Consider the following 16,372-nt stretch of genomic DNA (forward strand, 5'->3'; position numbering starts at 1 on the left):
CGGCCTCGTACTGGACGTACTTGGGCGATTCGGGCGTGCGTCCAGGCGGGATGCCCGGCGTCGCGCGCCTGGCAAGATCCGCCGGACAGGCCCTAAGGTGATCCGCATGCTGGTAGCCGCCGCCGTGTGCCCCTGTCCGCCGCTGCTCGTCCCCGAGGTCGCCGCCGGGGCCGCGCCCGAGCTGGACGGGCTGCGCGCCGCCTGTGACGAGGCGCTGGCGGCGCTGGTCGCGGCCGGGCCGGAGCTGGTCGTGGTGGTGGGCACCGGGCCCGAGGCCGAGGTGTGGACCGAGGGCGGGGCCGGGTCCTTCCACCGCTACGGGGTGCCGCTGGTCGCCAAGCTGCCCGGCGGGCGGGTCGAGGGGCCGGAGCTGGCGCCCTCGCTGACCGTCGGGGCCTGGCTGCTGGAGCGCGCCGGGGTGACCGTGCCGACGCACGCCTGCGCGGTGCCCGCGGACGCCCCCGTCGACCGGATGCTCGGCCTCGGCCAGGGCCTGGCCGGGCTGGCCGACAAGGTCGCCCTGCTGGTGCTCGGCGACGGCAGCGCCTGCCGCTCGCTGAAGGCCCCCGGCTACCTGGACGAGCGGGCCGAGGGCTTCGACGCCGGACTGGCCGCCGCCCTGGGCTCGGCCGACCTGCCCGCCCTGGCGGCCCTGGACCCGGCGCTGGCCGCCGAGCTCAAGGCCGAGGGCCGGGCGCCCTGGCAGGTGCTGGCCGGCGCCGCCGAGGGCGCCGGCCTCACCGCGCGGCTGGGCTACCAGGACGCGCCGTACGGGGTCGGGTACTTCGTGGCGTCCTGGGCGTAGGGCCCGTCTCCGGGCCCCGGCCGGTCAGGACTGCGGGGGCTGGCCCCCGTCGCCCGGCTTCGGCTTGTGGGCGAAGTCGCCCACCGCGCCCTTGGCCTTGTCGGCGCCGTGCTCGATCTTGTCGCTGTACTTGCCCTTGGTCGCCTTGTCGATCGCGCCGCCGGCCTTGTCGACCATCTGGTCGATCTGGTCGCTGTGCTTGCCCGCGAGCTCGCTGGCCTTCTCCTTGAGCTCCTCGGCCTTGCCCTTGAGGTTGTCCATCAGGCCCATGGTGATCTCCTTCGTTCCCTGTCTCCTGCACAACGCACGTGACCGGTCAAGAGTTCGCAAAGCCGGGCCGGGGTGCGGGGCAGGCCGGAGGCAGTCCGGGGAACAGTCACATCCTCGCGCAGTCGGCGGCGGGCGGCAGCCCGGCCCCGGGTGCCGCGACGGTTTGGGAGACTGGAGCGGTGAGCAGCTCCCGTGTGATCAGCATCGTCGGCGCGACCGCCGCCGGAAAGTCCGACCTGGCCGTCGCCATCGCCCGCAGCCTCGGCGGCGAGGTGATCAACACCGACTCGATGCAGCTGTACCGGGGCATGGACATCGGCACGGCCAAGCTGACCGTGGCGGAGCGCGGGGGAGTGCCGCACCACCTGCTGGACGTCTGGGACGTCACCGAGGCCGCCAGCGTCGCCGAGTACCAGCGGCTGGCCCGGGCCGAGATCGACCGGCTGCTCGCCGCCGGGCGCACCCCCGTCCTGGTCGGCGGCTCCGGGCTGTACGTCCGGGCCGCGATCGACGAGATGGCGTTCCCCGGCACCGACCCGCAGGTCCGCGCCCGGCTGGAGGCCGAACTGGAGCAGGACGGCCCGTACGCGCTGCACCGGCGGCTGGCCGGGCTGGACCCGGCGGCCGCCGAGGCGATCCTGACCGGCAACGGGCGCCGGATCGTCCGTGCCCTGGAGGTCATCGAGATCACCGGGCAGCCGTTCACCGCCAACCTGCCGAGCAACACCGCGGTCTACGAGGCGGTGCAGATCGGCGTCGCGGTGTCGCGCCCCGAGCTGGACGAGCGGATCACCCTGCGGGTCGACCGGATGTGGGAGGCCGGACTGCTGGACGAGGTGCGCGCGCTGGAGCGGGTCGGGCTGCGGGAGGGCCGGACCGCCTCCCGGGCGCTCGGCTACCAGCAGGTGCTCGACCACTTCGCCGGGGAGTGCACCGAGGACGAGGCACGGGCCGAGACGGTCCGGGCCACCAAGCGCTTCGCCCGCCGGCAGGAGTCCTGGTTCCGTCGGGACGACCGCATCCACTGGCTCTCCCGCCCGGCCGGGACCGACCCGGTCGAGCTGCTGGAACGCTCCCTGGAACTGATCGGCCGTCAGGGGGTTCCGGCCGCGTAGTCGGGCCCTGGGGTCCGTTCCGGCCAATTCGGCGGTGCAGCTGCGCGCGCAGGCGACCGTGCAGGACGAACCGGGGGTCACGGCCCGATCACGTGATGGCCACGGATCACCCGAGGACCCCGTCAGGCCCCGAACGTCCCCTCTGGACATGCCATCATCGATGCCGTAAGGGTCGGCCCGCGCGGGCCGACCGTGCCCGGCCGCGAGTCCGCTCGTGTCGAACTGTCAGGGGAGGCCGCGTGTCGACGGGTACCGGCCCCGAATCCGGCCAGAGCGGGAGTGTCACCGCACCGGCCGAGGAGTTCGACGAGTCGACCAGGGGCGACCTCCCCGTGCTGACCGGCCTGGAGGCGCCGACCTCGTACGCGGCCGCGGTGCCCGCACTGGACACCCGCACCCCGCCGGACGCCGCCGTGCACGAGCGGGAGATCCGGCCGCTGCGCCGGCTCCGCTGGTGGCAGACCCTGCCGATCGCCCTGCTCGGCACCCTCGGCTCGCTGATGTTCGCCTTCCCGCTCGCCTTCGGCTCGGCCGGGGCGCGGGCCACCATGGTCGGGATGCTCGGGCTGCTGTTCACCGCCGCCTCGTTCGGCTGGGGCGCGATGGCCGCCCGGCACGCCGGCTACAAGTGGCCGGGGCTGCCGCGCCGGGGCTCCGCGCAGCGGGCCGGCTGGAAGGCCATCGCGGTCTACACCCTGATCGCCCTGGCCGCCTGCGCGCTCGCGGTGTGGCGGGTCGCCTACCTGCGCTGACCCGGGCCCCGGCCTGCCCCGCCGCCGCCCTCAGTACCATCGGTGGGGTGAGCGCATCCTCTTCCCCGCGGGTCGGCCTCCCCTTCTTCAAGGGGCACGGCACCCAGAACGACTTCGTGATCGTGCCCGACCCGGACGGCGTGCTGGAGATCGGCCCGGAGGCCGTCGCCGCGCTGTGCGACCGCCGGGCCGGCATCGGCGGCGACGGGCTGCTGCGCGTGGTGCGCGCGGCCGCCGACCCGGCCGCCGCGGACCAGGCCGACCGGGCCGAGTGGTTCATGGACTACCGCAACTCCGACGGCAGCATCGCCGAGATGTGCGGCAACGGCCTGCGGGTGTTCGCCCGCTTCCTGGTCGAGGCCGGCCTGGCGAAGCCCGGCGGGCTGGCGATCGCCACCCGCTCCGGGGTGCTCACCGCGACGGTCGCCGAGGACGCCGCGGACGGCACGCCCGGCGAGGTCACCGTCGACATGGGCCGGGCGAGGCTGCCCGGGCCGGACGGCATCGAGGTCGCGGTCGGCGAGCGGCGCTGGCCCGCCCTGAACGTCAACATGGGCAACCCGCACGCGGTGGCCTTCGTGGCGAGCCTGGACCACGCCGGGGACCTCTTCACCGCCCCGCTCACCAGCCCCGCGGGCGCCTACCCGGAGGGCGTCAACGTCGAGTTCGTGGTGGACCGCGGCCCGCGGCACGTGGCGATGCGGGTGCACGAGCGCGGCTCGGGCGAGACCCGCTCCTGCGGCACCGGCGCCTGCGCCGTCGCGGTGGCGGCCATCCGCCGGGACGGCGCGGACCCGGCGGTCACCGGCGAGGCGGTCGCCTACACGGTGGACGTGCTGGGCGGCCGGCTGGTCATCACCGAGCACCCGGACGGCCGGGTGGAGATGACCGGTCCGGCGGTGATCGTGGCGGAGGGGCGGATCGACCCGCGCTGGTGGGAGTCGATCGCCCGGGCCTCGTAGCGATGGCCCGGTTTGCCCACTTCGTACGGTGACGAATCCCCCCGATCGGGTGATACCGGTCGCGGACGGGAATCACGGCGTCGCGGAACGTGCTCTGCTCGGTAGCATGGACCACCGGGTCACCCCACGGGGAGGGGCCGCACCCGGCGACGTTGCCGGAGGTGCCGATGACCATCGAAGCCGGGCAGTCCCTCACGGGGCAGCCGACGACCGCACGGCAGGCCGGGGCCAGGAGGCCCCTGGGGGAGCTCGGCCGGGCCGCGCTCGGCCGGGCCGGGCGGGCCGCCCTGCTGGCCACCGGCCGGCCGCCCGTGCCGGACGCCCTGGAACCGCTGGTCCAGGTGCACCGGCGGCACCACCCGCAGGCGGACCTCGCCCTGCTGGCCCGGGCGTACCGGCTGGCCGAGGCCAGCCACCGCGGCCAGAAGCGCAAGAGCGGTGAGCCGTACATCACCCATCCGCTGGCCGTCACCATGATCCTGGCCCAACTCGGCGCCGGGACGACCACCTTGGTCGCCTCGCTGCTCCACGACACCGTCGAGGACACCGAGTTGACGCTGGAGCAGGTGGGCGCCGGGTTCGGGCCCGAAGTCGCCTACCTGGTCGACGGGGTGACCAAACTGGAGAAGGTCGACTTCGGCGCCGCCGCCGAGGCCGAGACCTTCCGCAAGATGCTGGTCGCCACCGGGGACGACGTCCGGGTGATGGTGATCAAGCTCGCCGACCGGCTGCACAACATGCGCACCATCCGGCACATGAAGCCGGCCAGCCAGGTGCGGATCGCCAAGGTCACCCGGGACGTGCTGATCCCGCTGGCCGAGCGGCTCGGCATCCAGGTGCTCAAGGCGGAGCTGGAGGACATCGTCTTCGCCACCCTGCATCCCGAGGAGCACGCCCGCACCCGGGGCCTGATGGCCGGTCACGAGTCCGAGCCGGACGCCCTGCTGGAGCCCTTCGCCCGCCGGCTGGCCCGCCAGCTCGCCGAGACCGGGGTCGCCGCCGAGGTGACGGTACGGCCCCGGCACTGCGTCTCGCTGCACCGGGTGCTGATCAAGCGGGCCGCCGCGCCCGGGCGGGACGGCCGACCGCAGGAGCCGCAGCCGGCCGACTTCGGGCGGCTGCTGGTGGTGGTCGAGGAGAACGCCGACTGCTACGCGGTGCTCGGCGAGCTGCACACCTGCTGGACGCCGCTGCCCGGGGAGTTCAAGGACTTCGTCGCCGCCCCCAAGTTCAACCTCTACCAGTCGCTGCACACCGCCGTCGCGCTGGACGGCGGCGCGGTGGTCGAGGTGCTGGTGCGGACCCGGCGGATGCACGAGGTGGCCGAGACCGGGGTGGTCGCGCTCGGCGACCCGACCCCGGCCGGTCCGGCCCAGGACACCGACGAACTGGACCGCACCGACCCGGCCCGGCCCGGCTGGCTCAGCCGGCTGCTGGAGTGGCAGCAGGAGACCCCCGACCCGGACGCCTTCTGGTCCGCGCTCACCGCCGACCTGGCCGGGGACCGCGAGATCACCGTGGTGACGGAGAGCGGTGAAACGCTTCAGCTGAGGGCCGGGGCCAGCTGCGTGGACGCCGCCTACCTGCTCGGCGAGGAGACCGGCCACCGATGTATCGGCGCCCGGGTCAACGGCCGGCTCACCGCGCTGTCCACCCCGTTGCAGGACGGGGACGTCCTGGCGGTGCTCACCGAGAGCCTCCCGCCCGGCGGCGGGGCCCAGCCGTCCGGGCCGTCCCCGGAGTGGCTGGCGCACGCCCGCACCCCCGCCGCCCGGCTGGCCATCGAGCGCTGGCTGGCCGACCACCCGGCCCGGCTGCCGGTGGTGCGCACCGGCCCGGCCGGCGGCCAGCCCGCCCCGCCCGCGCACCGGCCCGGCGAGCGCCGCGCCGCCCCCGTCGTGGTGGCCGGCCGGCCCGGGGCGCAGGTGCGGCTGGCCCGCTGCTGCACGCCCGTGCCCCCGGACGCGGTGGCCGGCTACCCGATCCGCGGCGGCGCGGTGGCCGTGCACCGCACCGCCTGCCCCGCCGGGCAGCGGCTGCGCGCCGACGGGCGGGCCGAACTGGAGGTCCGCTGGCAGCCCGGGGACGCCCCGGCGGCCGGCCACCGGGTGACCCTGCGGGCCGAGGCGCTGAACCGGCCCCGGCTGCTCGCCGACCTCACCGCGGCGATCTCCGCCGAGGGCGTCGGCATCGTCTCCGCCGAGGTCGAACCGCCGCAGGAGCTGCGGGTCCGGCACACCTACACCGTCGAGCTGCCCGAGCCGGGCGCGCTGCCCGCCCTGATGCGGGCGATGCTCAAGGTTTCCGGGGTGTACGACGTCAGCCGCCCGCACGCCCCCGAGGGGACGCAGACCCGCCACTCCGGTGGAAATGGGGGTGACCGGCCCGCACCGGGCGTGCGACCATCGTGGGGAATTCACGGCCGGTCCACGGCGTTCTCAGGGCACAGGAGCCCCGGTGGGATCCAAGGGACCACGCCGAAGCCATCCAGCGACCAAAGGACAGAATGACCTCCACGTTCGAAGCCCGCGACCACGCCGACGCCCCGCGCCGCCTCGACGGTCTGCGAGCGGAAGCCCTCATGGACGAGGACCTCGCGGCCATCGACGAGGACCTCGGCCACAACTACGACGGCGACCAGTACGACCGCAGTGAGCGCGCCGCCCTGCGCCGTGTCGCCGGCCTCTCCACCGAACTCGAAGACGTCACCGAGGTCGAGTACCGCCAGCTCCGCCTGGAGCGCGTGGTGCTCGTCGGCGTCTGGACCGACGGCACCCTGGAGGAGGCGGAGAACTCGATGGCCGAGCTCGCCGCGCTCGCCGAGACCGCCGGTTCCGAGGTGCTGGACGGCGTCATCCAGCGCCGCGACAAGCCCGACGCGGCCACCTACATCGGCTCCGGCAAGGCCAAGGAGCTGCGCGACATCGTCGCCTCCAGCGGCGCCGACACCGTGGTCTGCGACGGTGAGCTCACCCCCGGCCAGCTGATCCAGCTGGAGGACGTGGTCAAGGTCAAGGTCGTCGACCGGACGGCCCTGATCCTGGACATCTTCGCCCAGCACGCCAAGTCCCGGGAGGGCAAGGCGCAGGTCTCGCTCGCGCAGATGCAGTACATGCTGCCGCGCCTGCGCGGCTGGGGTCAGTCGCTGTCCCGGCAGATGGGTGGCGGTGGCTCCGGCTCCTCGGGCGGCGGCATGGCCACCCGTGGTCCCGGTGAGACCAAGATCGAGACCGACCGGCGCCGGATCCGCGAGAAGATGGCGAAGCTCCGCAAGGAGATCGCCGACATGAAGAAGGGCCGCGACACCAAGCGCCAGGAGCGCAAGCGCCACCAGGTGCCGTCCGTGGCCATCGCCGGCTACACCAACGCCGGCAAGTCCTCCCTGCTCAACCGGCTCACCGGCGCGGGCGTGCTGGTGGAGAACTCGCTGTTCGCCACCCTGGACCCGACCGTGCGCCGGGCCGAGACCCCGAGCGGGCGGCTCTACACCCTGGCGGACACCGTCGGCTTCGTCCGGCACCTGCCGCACCACCTGGTCGAGGCCTTCCGCTCGACCATGGAGGAGGTCGCCGACGCGGACCTCATCCTGCACGTGGTCGACGGCTCGCACCCCGAGCCGGAGACGCAGCTGGCCGCCGTCCGCGAGGTCATCGTCTCGGTCGACGCGCAGAACGTGCCGGAGATCGTGGTGATCAACAAGGCCGACGCCGCCGATCCGCACGTGCTGCAGCGCCTGCTGCGCCGCGAGCCGCACGCCATCGTGGTGTCGGCCCGCAGCGGGGCCGGCATCGAGGAGCTGCTCAGGCTCATCGACGACGAGCTGCCGCGACCGGCCGTCGAGGTGCGGGCCCTGGTGCCCTACACCCAGGGCGCGCTGGTCTCCCGGGTGCACAAGGAGGGCGAGCTGATCGCCACCGAGCACACGGCCGACGGCACGCTGGTGCACGCCAAGGTGCCGGCCGAGCTGGCCGCCGAGCTGGAGTACTTCGCGGTGGCCCTGCAGGGCTGATCGGCGCGTTCCTGCTCGTTCCCGCTCGTCCCCGCTCGTCGGGGTGGCCCCCGGACGTACCGCGTCCGGGGGCTACTTCACGTTCTTGGCGAAGTAGTCGAAGGCCTGCTTGGCCTGGTCCTGGAGGGACGGCCCGGCCCGGTAGCCCGCCGGGCCGCGGCCGCCGAGCGAGCTGACGCTGACCAGGTTGGGCCGGCCGTCCCTGGTGATGAACCAGCCGCCGCCGCCCGCGCCGCCGCCCATGGAGCAGCCGATCGCGTACATCGGCGGGCGGGACCGGTCGAAGGACAGCCGGCCCGGCGGGGCGGGGGAGTCGCAGCGCTCCAGCTCCATGCCGTCGAAGGGCCGCTCCACCGGGTAGCCGAAGACCACCGCCGCGGTGATCTGCTCGCGCGGGGCGTTGAACCAGACCGGGACGGAACCGCCGACCGCCTCCTCCAGGGACGGGCCGGCCGCGGACTCGCCGCGCACCCGGACGATCCCGTAGTCGTACTGGTCGTGGGCGCCGACCCCGCTCTCCTGGAGCCAGGTCGGCGACACCATGGCGCGCACCGCCGTCCACCGGCCGTACGGGGCGGCCTGCTGCTCGTCGTACGGCTTGCCGCGGGCCGCCCGGCCGTCCCGGTTGAAGGCGGGGACGAAGACCAGGTTCTTCACCCAGCCGCCGCCCCTGCCGTCGTGCAGGCAGTGCGCGGCGGTGAGGACCAGGTTGCTGCGGCCCGGGTTGAGCGGGTCGGCGACCACCGTGCCGGAGCAGGCCGCGTCGCCCTGCGGCGTGGTCATCAGCAGCCTGCCGACCACGGCGGAGTCCGGGCCGTACGGGTGGGGCTGCGGCCGGGCCTGGACGACGGCCGGCGGGGCGTCGCGGTCGACGCCGGGGGGTGCGGCGGCGGTCGGGACGTACTCGGGGGTGGGCCGGGCCCTGGCGGCCTCCGTCCGGGCCGCCGTCCAGTAGCCCGGGGGCACCTGGTTGGCGAAGCCGCTGTCGGCGACGTAGCGGGCCCAGTCCTCCAGCTTCCAGCCGCTCAGGTCGCCCAGGCTGGTGGGCGCGGCCTTGGGCAGTGCCGCGGGCGGGGGGGCGGGGGCGGCGGGGCCGTCCGGTGCGCAGGCGGCCGCGGTGAGCGTCAGGGCGGCGAGCAGCGCGGCGCCGGCCGCGGCGGCCCGCCGCCCCCCGGTGCGGGGGGTGCGGCGGGTGGTGCCGGTGGAGTCAGTGGTGCTGGTGGTGCCGGTGGTGCGGGTGGTGCTGATGGTGCGCAAGCTGAGGAGTCCCCCGTGGTGGTGCCGGTCACTGCTTCCTGGAGATCCAGTCCAGGGCCTGCTTGGCGACCGTCTCCAGGTACGGGCCGCTCAGCGAGGTGTGCTCCTGGGTGCCGATCGAGGTGTTGCTGACCAGGGCGGTCCGCCCGTCCGGCATGGTGGCGAACCAGCCGCCGCCGCTGGCGCCCTGGGTCATGTTGCAGCCGATGGTCAGCATGGACGGGCGCTTGGGGTCGAAGGACAGCCGGACGGGCGTGCCGCCGTCGCACTTGTACAGCTCCTGGCCGTCGAACGGCTTGACCAGCGGGTAGCCGGTGGCCGAGACCTTGAGCTGGTCGCGGGGCGCGTCGAACCACACCGGGACGGCCGAACCGACCGTCTCCTCCAGGGACTTGCCGGTGTCGTTCTGGTTGTGCACGCGCATCACGGCGAAGTCGTACTGGTTGGCGGCGTCACCGGTCTGCCCGCCCTCGACCATCCACTGCGGGGAGGTGACGATCTGGTCGGCCCACCAGGTGCCCAGCGGGGCGAGGTCGGACAGCGGGGCCTTCTTTCCGCCGCTGGAGGCGCCCGAGTTGTTGTAGGCGGGGACGAAGACCAGGTTCTTGTAGAAGTCGCCGCCCTTGCCCTCGTGCACGCAGTGGGCCGCCGTCCAGACCAGATTGCTCCTGCCCGGGTGCTGGGGGTCGGCGATCACCGTCGCCGAGCAGTTGCCCCGGCCGCCCTGGGCGGAGAAGAACACCTTCCCGGAGGGCTGCTTGAGGTACGGGCGGGGCACCTGGACGGCCTTGACCACCGGCGGCTCCGGGTCGGTCACGCCGTCGGCGGCGGCCGGCTTGGCGGTCGGCGGCGCCGGGTCGGCGGGCTTGGCGTCGCCCATCTTGTCCGGGTTCCAGAAGTCCTTCACCACCGGGTTGTTGAAGACGTGCTTGGACGCCCACTTGTCCCAGTCGTCGTACTTCCACTTCTTGAGGTCGTCCCAGGTCTTCGGCAGGCCCTCCAGCAGGCTGGTCGGCAGGCCGGACGGCAGGGTGATCCCGCCGATGACGCCGCCGGGGGCGGCGGAGCCGCTCGCGTCCGTGCTGGGCGGCGGTGCGGCGACGGTCCGGTCGGCGCCCGCCGGGCCGTCCGGTCCGCAGGCGCTGACGGCCAGCAGCGTTCCGGCGACCAGCGCGGCGGCCAGGGCTGACCGGTGGATCGGTGGCATCGGTGGGCTTCCCCCTGTACTCGGTCGGACGGTGTCGGGTCGGTCCTCGGTGCGGCGGCCCGCCGCCCTGGAGTCTTCCATCGCCGTGGAGGACGGCGGCGGCCGCCCCCCGGGTTCCGCGACCGCCCGGAGGTCACCGATCCGTGACGCGGAACCGGCCCCGTCGTTGGCACAGCAGGGCCGCCCCGCCCGGTGACGCACTATCCCCGATCTTCACCCGGACGAGTGAGCCGTCCTTGTGATCACCCGTCAGGGATAGGTAACCCTTACCTGACGCGACGGTGCGAGCGCCCGCCCGACCCTCTCCACCACCCGCGCGCGTCCGCACCCCCACGCGCACCAAGGAGCAGCCTTGAGCACCGCCCTCACCGGAGCCCCGCCCGTACCGCCGCCCACTGTGCAGCGGGCCGCCTCCGGACCCGACCCGCTGCTGCACCCCGACCCCGCCGTCGCCGCCGAACAGGCGGCCCTGGAAGCCCTGTTGCGCTGCTGGGCCCGGGAGACCGGGGCCCGCCCCGGGCCGGACGGCCGACTGCGGATCGACGTCCTCGGCGGGGCCGCCCGGCTCACCGCCGCCGTCCGGCACTGGTCGCCCGGCGGCTGGCACCGCTTCGGCCCGGCCACCCTCTCGGCCGGGGACGGCGCCCCGGCGGGAGGCGGCGCCGCGGCCCCGGTGGACGCCGTCACCGCCGCCGCCCTGCTCGCCGCCGCGGCCGCCGAACGGCCCGACCCCGGGCAGGTCGCCGACCTCGCCGCCCGGGTCGCCGACTCGGTGGTGCGCACCGCCGAGATCCTCGCCCACCGCCGCACCGCCGCCGAACCCGGCGGGCCGGAACGCTCCGCCTTCCTCGCCGCCGAACAGGCCCTGCTGCTCGGCCACCCCCTGCACCCCACCCCGAAGAGCCGCGACGGCCTCGGACCGGCCCAGAGCGCCGCCTACTCGCCCGAACTCCACGGCTCCTTCCAGGTCCACTGGTACGCCGTCGACCGCGGCCTGCTCGCGGCCGGCTCCGCCGTCGCCGAGAGCGCCGACCGGATCACCGCCGCCCTCCTCGGCGGCCACGCGACCCTGCCGCCCGGCACCGCCGCCCTGCCGCTGCACCCCTGGCAGGCCCGCGAGCTCGCCCACCGCCCGACCGTCGCCGCGCTGCTCGCCGACGGGCTGCTGCACGACCTCGGCCCGGCCGGCGAACCCTGGTACCCCACCTCCTCGGTGCGCACCGTCTACCGGCCCGGCACCCCGTGGATGCTCAAGCTCTCGCTCGGCCTGCGGATCACCAACTCCCGCCGGGAGAACCTGCGCAAGGAACTCCACCGCGGCCTGGAGGTACACCGGCTGCTGGAGAGCGGCCTCGCCGCCGAGTGGCGGGCCGCCCACCCCGGCTTCGACATCGTCCGCGACCCCGCCTGGATCGGCGTCGACCACCCCGACCTCGGCGACCCCGGCGGGCTGGACACCGTGCTGCGTGCCCAGCCCTTCGGACCGGCCGAACGCGCCCTCTGCGTCGCCGGGTTCGTCGCCGAACAGCCGCGCGGCACCGGCGCCACCGTGCCGTCCGCCCTCGGCGACACCCTGCGCGCGCTCGCCGCCCGCACCGGCCGCCCGCTGCGCACCGTGGCCGCCGAATGGTTCCTGCGCTACCTGGACGCCGTCGTGCTGCCCGTGCTCTGGCTGGACGGCCACGGCGGCATCGCCCTGGAGGCCCACCAGCAGAACAGCATCGTCCTGCTGGACGCCGAGGGCTGGCCCCGCGGCGGCCGCTACCGCGACAACCAGGGCTACTACTACCGGGAGAGCGCCGCCGAGCGGCTCACCGCCCGGCTGCCCGGACTCGGCGAGCAGAGCGACACCTTCCTGCCGGACGACGTCATCGACCACCACTTCGCCTACTACCTCGGCATCAACCACGTGCTCGGCCTGATCGGCGCCTTCGGCTCCCAGGGCCTCGCCGAGGAGACGGTGCTGCTGGCCGGGCTGCGCCGGTTCCTGGCCGGCCCGCGGGCCGCCGCCACCGGCTCCGCCCTGCCCGCCCTGCTGCTGGACGCGCCCACCCTGCCCTGCAAGGCCAACCTGCTCACCCGGATCAACGGCCTCGACGAACTGGTCGGCCCGGTCGCCACCCAGTCCGTGTACGTGGACATCCCCAACCCGGTGGCAGGCGCCTGATGCCCGACGAGCTGCCCGGGTGGGGCGAAGTGCCCACCCCGGCCGGCCGGTTCCGGCTCCGCCCGGTCCGGCTGCCCGACCACCTGGAGCTGCTCACCGGATGGATGAACGACCCCGAGGTCGACGCCTTCTGGGAGCTCGCCGGGCCGCCCGCCGTCACCGAACGGCACGTCCGGGCCCAACTGGACGGCGACGGAAGCAGCCTGCCCTGCCTCGGACTGCTCGACGGCACCCCGATGAGCTACTGGGAGGTCTACCGCGCCGACCTCGACCCGCTCGCCGGGCACTACCCCGCCCGCCCGCACGACACCGGCGTGCACCTGCTGCTCGGCCCGGCCGCCAGTCGCGGCCGCGGCCTCGGCGCCCAGCTGCTGGCCGCCGTCGCCGCCCTCGTGCTGCGCCACCGGCCCGACTGCCAACGGGTGGTGGCCGAACCGGACGTCCGCAACCGGCGCTCCGTCCGGGCCTTCGAACGGGCCGGATTCCGGGCCGCCGCCGAACTCGACCTGCCCGACAAGCGCGCCGCGCTGATGGTGCGCGACCGCGAAGCGCCACTCCCCGCCTAGGACACCCCTGTGGACACCTCGACACCCCACGAACCCCCCTACGACCTGCTCGGCGTCGGCATCGGCCCGTTCAACCTCTCGCTCGCCGCCCTCGCCGAGCCGGTACCCGGGCTGCGCACGCTCTTCTGCGACCAGCGCCCCGAGTTCCGCTGGCACCACGGCATGCTGGTGGACGGCGCCCGGATGCAGGTGCCCTTCCTGGCCGACCTCGTCTCACTCGTCGACCCGACCAACCCGTGGTCCTTCCTCAACTACCTGCGCGCCCAGGACCGGCTGTTCCCGTTCTACTTCGCCGAACGCTTCCAGCTGCCCCGCCGCGAGTACGACCACTACTGCCGCTGGGCCGCCGACCGGCTGCCCAACTGCCGCTTCGGCACCGAGGTCACCGCCCTGCACCGGGACGGCCCGCTGTTCCGGGCCGAGCTGACCGACACCGCGACCGGCCGGCGCACCGCCGTACGGGCCCGCAACCTCGCGCTCGGCGTCGGCACCCGGCCGGTGCTCCCCGAGGCCTTCGCCGCCCTGGCCGACCGCCCGCGGGCCTTCCACTCCGCCGAGTACCTGGACCGCCGGGCCGAGCTCGCGGACGCCCGCGACATCACCGTGGTCGGCAGCGGACAGTCCGGCGCCGAGGTCTTCCTCGACCTGCTCCGCCGCCACCAGGACGACGGCGTCCGGCTGCGCTGGCTCACCCGCACCCGGGCGCTCGCCCCCATGGAGTACTCCAAGCTCGGCCTGGAACACTTCACCCCCGACTACACCCGCTACTTCCACGGCCTGCCCGGCCCGGTCCGGGACGCCCTGGTCACCGCCCAGTGGCAGCTGCACAAGGCCGCCAGCGCGGAGACCCTCGCCGAGATCCACGACCACCTCTACGAGCGCACCATCGGCCGCCCGATCGACACCGCCCCGGTCGAGATCACCCCCGGCACCGCCGTCACCGCGGCCCGGCCCGGGCCCTGCGGCGGACTCGAACTGGACTGCCGGCACACCGACTCCGGCGCCGAACACGTGCTGCGCACCGACGCCGTGGTGCTCGCCACCGGCTACCGCGCCGCCCGCCCGGCCGCGCTCGAACCGCTCGCCCACCTGATCGACTGGGACGAGACCGGGCGCTACCGGGTCGACCTCGACCACCGGGTCGCCACCCGGCCCGAGCTCACCGGCGGCCTCTACGTCCAGAACGCCGAACTCCACACCCACGGGGTCGGCGCCCCCGACCTCGGCCTCGGCGCCCACCGGGCCGCCGTCATCCTCAACGCCGTCACCGGCCGGACCGTCCACCGGCTGCCCGACCGCACCGCCTGGACCGGCTTCGCGCCGCCCGGGGCGTCGACCGCGGCGCCGGCCGCGGCCGGGCCCGTAGGCGCTCCGATCGAGCAGACCCCCGTCGTCCCCCACCCCCAGGAGCTGACCCGTGCCGCAACCGTCGGCCGCTGAACCGCCGCTCTACCTGCCCCCGCACCTCACCGCCGGGCACTGGCAGCGGGCCGGCCGCGCCCTGCTGGCCAAGATGCTTGGCGAGTTCGCCTACGAGGACCTGCTCAAGCCCGTCCCGGGCCCCCTCGACGGGGAGTACCTGCTGAAGCTCCCCGAGGCCGAGTACCGCTTCGCCGCCCGGCGCGGGGCCTACGACAGCTGGCAGGTCGACCCCGGGTCGATCCGCTGCTCCCGCCCGGACGGCCTGGACCCGCTGCGCTTCCTCCCGTACGCCCGGGACGCGCTCGGGATGCGCGGCGACACCACCGCCCACCTGGTCCGCGAGCTGTCCGCCACGCTGACCGCCGACGCCCGCCAGCTCGCCACCGCGCTCACCGCCGCCGAGCTCGCCGACCTCGACCACCCCGCCCTGGAGGGCCGGCAGGGCGGCCACCCGTGGATCGTCCCCAGCAAGGGCCGGATCGGCTTCTCCGGCACCGACGCCGCCCGCTGGGCCCCGGAGGCCCGCAGCCCCCGGCCGCTGCCCTGGATCGCCGTCCACCGCCGGCTCGCCGAGTACCGCGGCGTGCCCGGCCTGGAACGCCCCGAGCAGCTGTACGCCCGCGAACTGGACGACGAGGCCGCACTGCGCGCCCCGCTCGGCGCCGACGCCGACGACTACCTGCTGCTGCCCGTCCACCCCTGGCAGTGGGACGAGACGGTCCTGCCGCTGTTCGCGCCCTGGATCGCCTCCGGCGAGATCGTCCCGCTGGCCTCGGACGGCGACCCACGGCTGCCCCAGCAGTCCATCCGCTCCTTCTTCAACACCGCCCACCCCGAGCGCTGCACCGTCAAACTGCCGCTGTCCATCCTCAACACCCTGGTCTGGCGCGGGCTGCCGGTCGAACGCACCCTCGCCGCGCCCGCCGTCACCGCCTGGCTGCACGGGCTGCGCGACGCCGACCCGTACCTGCGGGACGAGTGCCGGGTGATCCTGCTCGGCGAGATCGCCTCCGTCACCGTCGACCACCCGCTCTACCGGGAGATGCCCGACTCGCCGTACCAGTACAAGGAACTGCTCGGCGCGATCTGGCGCGAACCGCTCGGCCCCTTCCTGGCCGGCGACGAGCGCGCCCGCACCCTCGCCGCCCTGCTGCAGAGCGGCTCCGACGGGCGCGCCCTCGCCGTCGAACTGATCGCCCGCTCCGGCCTCACCCCCGCCGGGTGGACCGCCCGGCTGTTCGCCGCGCTGCTGCCGCCGCTGCTGCACTTCCTCTACCGCTACGGACTGGTCTTCTCCCCGCACGGCGAGAACGCCGTCGTGGTCTTCGACGACCGCGGCACCCCGACCCGGCTCGCGGTCAAGGACTTCGTCGACGACGTCAACCTCAGCGACCAGGACCTCCCCGAGCTGCGCGCGCTGCCCCCCGAGGTCGCCGAGGTGCTGCTGCGGGAGAACCCCCAGGGGCTGTGCCAGTTCATCCACTCCGGGCTGTTCATCGGCGTCTTCCGCTACCTCGCCCCGCTGCTGGAGGCGCAGGCCGGCCTCGCCGAGACCGAGTTCTGGGCCCTGCTGCGCGCGGAGATCCACCGCTACCAGGCCCGCTTCCCCGAGCTGCGCGAGCGCTTCGACCTGTTCGACCTGTTCCGCCCCCGGATCGACCGGCTCTGCCTCAACCGCAACCGGCTGCTCATGGACGGCTACCAGGACCGCCCGCACCGCCCGCACGCCGTCCGGCACGGCACCGTGCCGAACGCCCTGGTCGGCGTGGAGGTGCGGCCGCCCGGCCCCCGCCCCGGACAACGGGATCGGATTGTCACCCCCGCCCCGTAGGGTGGAAGG

Annotated in this window: 13 protein-coding genes; 10 read left to right on the plus strand and 3 right to left on the minus strand. The window is 74.9% G+C overall.

What is annotated here, in order from left to right:
• The first annotated feature begins 106 nt into the window (after positions 1 to 106).
• Positions 107 to 805 carry a class III extradiol dioxygenase subunit B-like domain-containing protein gene (locus tag ACFXOZ_RS14730; protein ID WP_380590459.1) on the plus strand — a complete coding sequence of 233 codons (699 nt, stop codon included), beginning with the start codon at positions 107 to 109 and terminating at the stop codon, positions 803 to 805.
• 24 nt (positions 806 to 829) lie between these two features.
• On the opposite strand, the gene ACFXOZ_RS14735 is transcribed toward ACFXOZ_RS14730, so the two are convergent.
• Complete coding sequence (locus tag ACFXOZ_RS14735; RefSeq protein WP_380526486.1) at positions 830 to 1,075, minus strand: antitoxin; 246 nt, start codon at positions 1,073 to 1,075, stop codon at positions 830 to 832.
• A 179-nt stretch (positions 1,076 to 1,254) separates the two neighbouring features.
• On the opposite strand from ACFXOZ_RS14735, the gene miaA reads away from it, so the two are divergent.
• The 5 genes from miaA to hflX all read left to right on the plus strand — a co-directional run bounded on the left by miaA (position 1,255) and on the right by hflX (position 7,913).
• The gene (miaA, locus tag ACFXOZ_RS14740; protein WP_380590462.1) at positions 1,255 to 2,190 is read left to right on the plus strand and encodes a tRNA (adenosine(37)-N6)-dimethylallyltransferase MiaA; all 936 of its coding nucleotides are present in this window, start codon (positions 1,255 to 1,257) and stop codon (positions 2,188 to 2,190) included.
• Between the two features lie 239 nt (positions 2,191 to 2,429).
• Positions 2,430 to 2,942 (plus strand): hypothetical protein, encoded by a 513-nt coding sequence (locus ACFXOZ_RS14745; RefSeq protein ID WP_375889370.1) that lies wholly within the window; start codon positions 2,430 to 2,432, stop codon positions 2,940 to 2,942.
• A gap of 47 nt (positions 2,943 to 2,989) precedes the next feature.
• Positions 2,990 to 3,904 carry a diaminopimelate epimerase gene (dapF, locus tag ACFXOZ_RS14750; RefSeq protein ID WP_380590464.1) on the plus strand — a complete coding sequence of 305 codons (915 nt, stop codon included), beginning with the start codon at positions 2,990 to 2,992 and terminating at the stop codon, positions 3,902 to 3,904.
• 167 nt (positions 3,905 to 4,071) lie between these two features.
• Positions 4,072 to 6,414 carry a RelA/SpoT family protein gene (locus tag ACFXOZ_RS14755; RefSeq protein WP_380590466.1) on the plus strand — a complete coding sequence of 781 codons (2,343 nt, stop codon included), beginning with the start codon at positions 4,072 to 4,074 and terminating at the stop codon, positions 6,412 to 6,414.
• Positions 6,411 to 7,913 (plus strand): GTPase HflX, encoded by a 1,503-nt coding sequence (gene hflX / locus ACFXOZ_RS14760; RefSeq protein WP_375889364.1) that lies wholly within the window; start codon positions 6,411 to 6,413, stop codon positions 7,911 to 7,913. The genes ACFXOZ_RS14755 and hflX overlap by 4 nt, the downstream gene beginning before the upstream one ends.
• Before the next feature lie 72 nt (positions 7,914 to 7,985).
• On the opposite strand, the gene ACFXOZ_RS14765 is transcribed toward hflX, so the two are convergent.
• Positions 7,986 to 9,170 carry a trypsin-like serine peptidase gene (locus ACFXOZ_RS14765; protein WP_380590469.1) on the minus strand — a complete coding sequence of 395 codons (1,185 nt, stop codon included), beginning with the start codon at positions 9,168 to 9,170 and terminating at the stop codon, positions 7,986 to 7,988.
• Positions 9,171 to 9,198: 28 nt separating this feature from the next.
• Positions 9,199 to 10,377, minus strand: a complete 1,179-nt coding sequence (locus ACFXOZ_RS14770; RefSeq protein WP_380526495.1) for a trypsin-like serine peptidase — start codon at positions 10,375 to 10,377, stop codon at positions 9,199 to 9,201.
• A gap of 352 nt (positions 10,378 to 10,729) precedes the next feature.
• Between ACFXOZ_RS14770 and ACFXOZ_RS14775 the strand changes: the two genes are divergently transcribed.
• Genes ACFXOZ_RS14775 through ACFXOZ_RS14790 form a run of 4 tightly spaced genes read left to right on the plus strand, consistent with a single transcriptional unit; the run spans position 10,730 to position 16,363 of the window.
• Complete coding sequence (locus tag ACFXOZ_RS14775; RefSeq protein WP_380590472.1) at positions 10,730 to 12,544, plus strand: IucA/IucC family protein; 1,815 nt, start codon at positions 10,730 to 10,732, stop codon at positions 12,542 to 12,544.
• Positions 12,436 to 13,110 (plus strand): GNAT family N-acetyltransferase, encoded by a 675-nt coding sequence (locus ACFXOZ_RS14780; protein ID WP_380590533.1) that lies wholly within the window; start codon positions 12,436 to 12,438, stop codon positions 13,108 to 13,110. Before ACFXOZ_RS14775 ends, ACFXOZ_RS14780 begins: the two co-directional genes overlap by 109 nt.
• Positions 13,111 to 13,119: 9 nt before the next feature.
• Complete coding sequence (locus ACFXOZ_RS14785; RefSeq protein WP_380526497.1) at positions 13,120 to 14,550, plus strand: lysine N(6)-hydroxylase/L-ornithine N(5)-oxygenase family protein; 1,431 nt, start codon at positions 13,120 to 13,122, stop codon at positions 14,548 to 14,550.
• A complete protein-coding gene (locus ACFXOZ_RS14790) occupies positions 14,528 to 16,363 on the plus strand; it encodes an IucA/IucC family protein (protein ID WP_380590475.1) in 1,836 nt (611 codons plus the stop codon). The genes ACFXOZ_RS14785 and ACFXOZ_RS14790 overlap by 23 nt, the downstream gene beginning before the upstream one ends.
• The last annotated feature ends 9 nt before the right edge of the window (positions 16,364 to 16,372 follow it).

The organism is Kitasatospora sp. NPDC059160 (assembly GCF_042755465.1).
Classification (GTDB): domain Bacteria; phylum Actinomycetota; class Actinomycetes; order Streptomycetales; family Streptomycetaceae; genus Kitasatospora.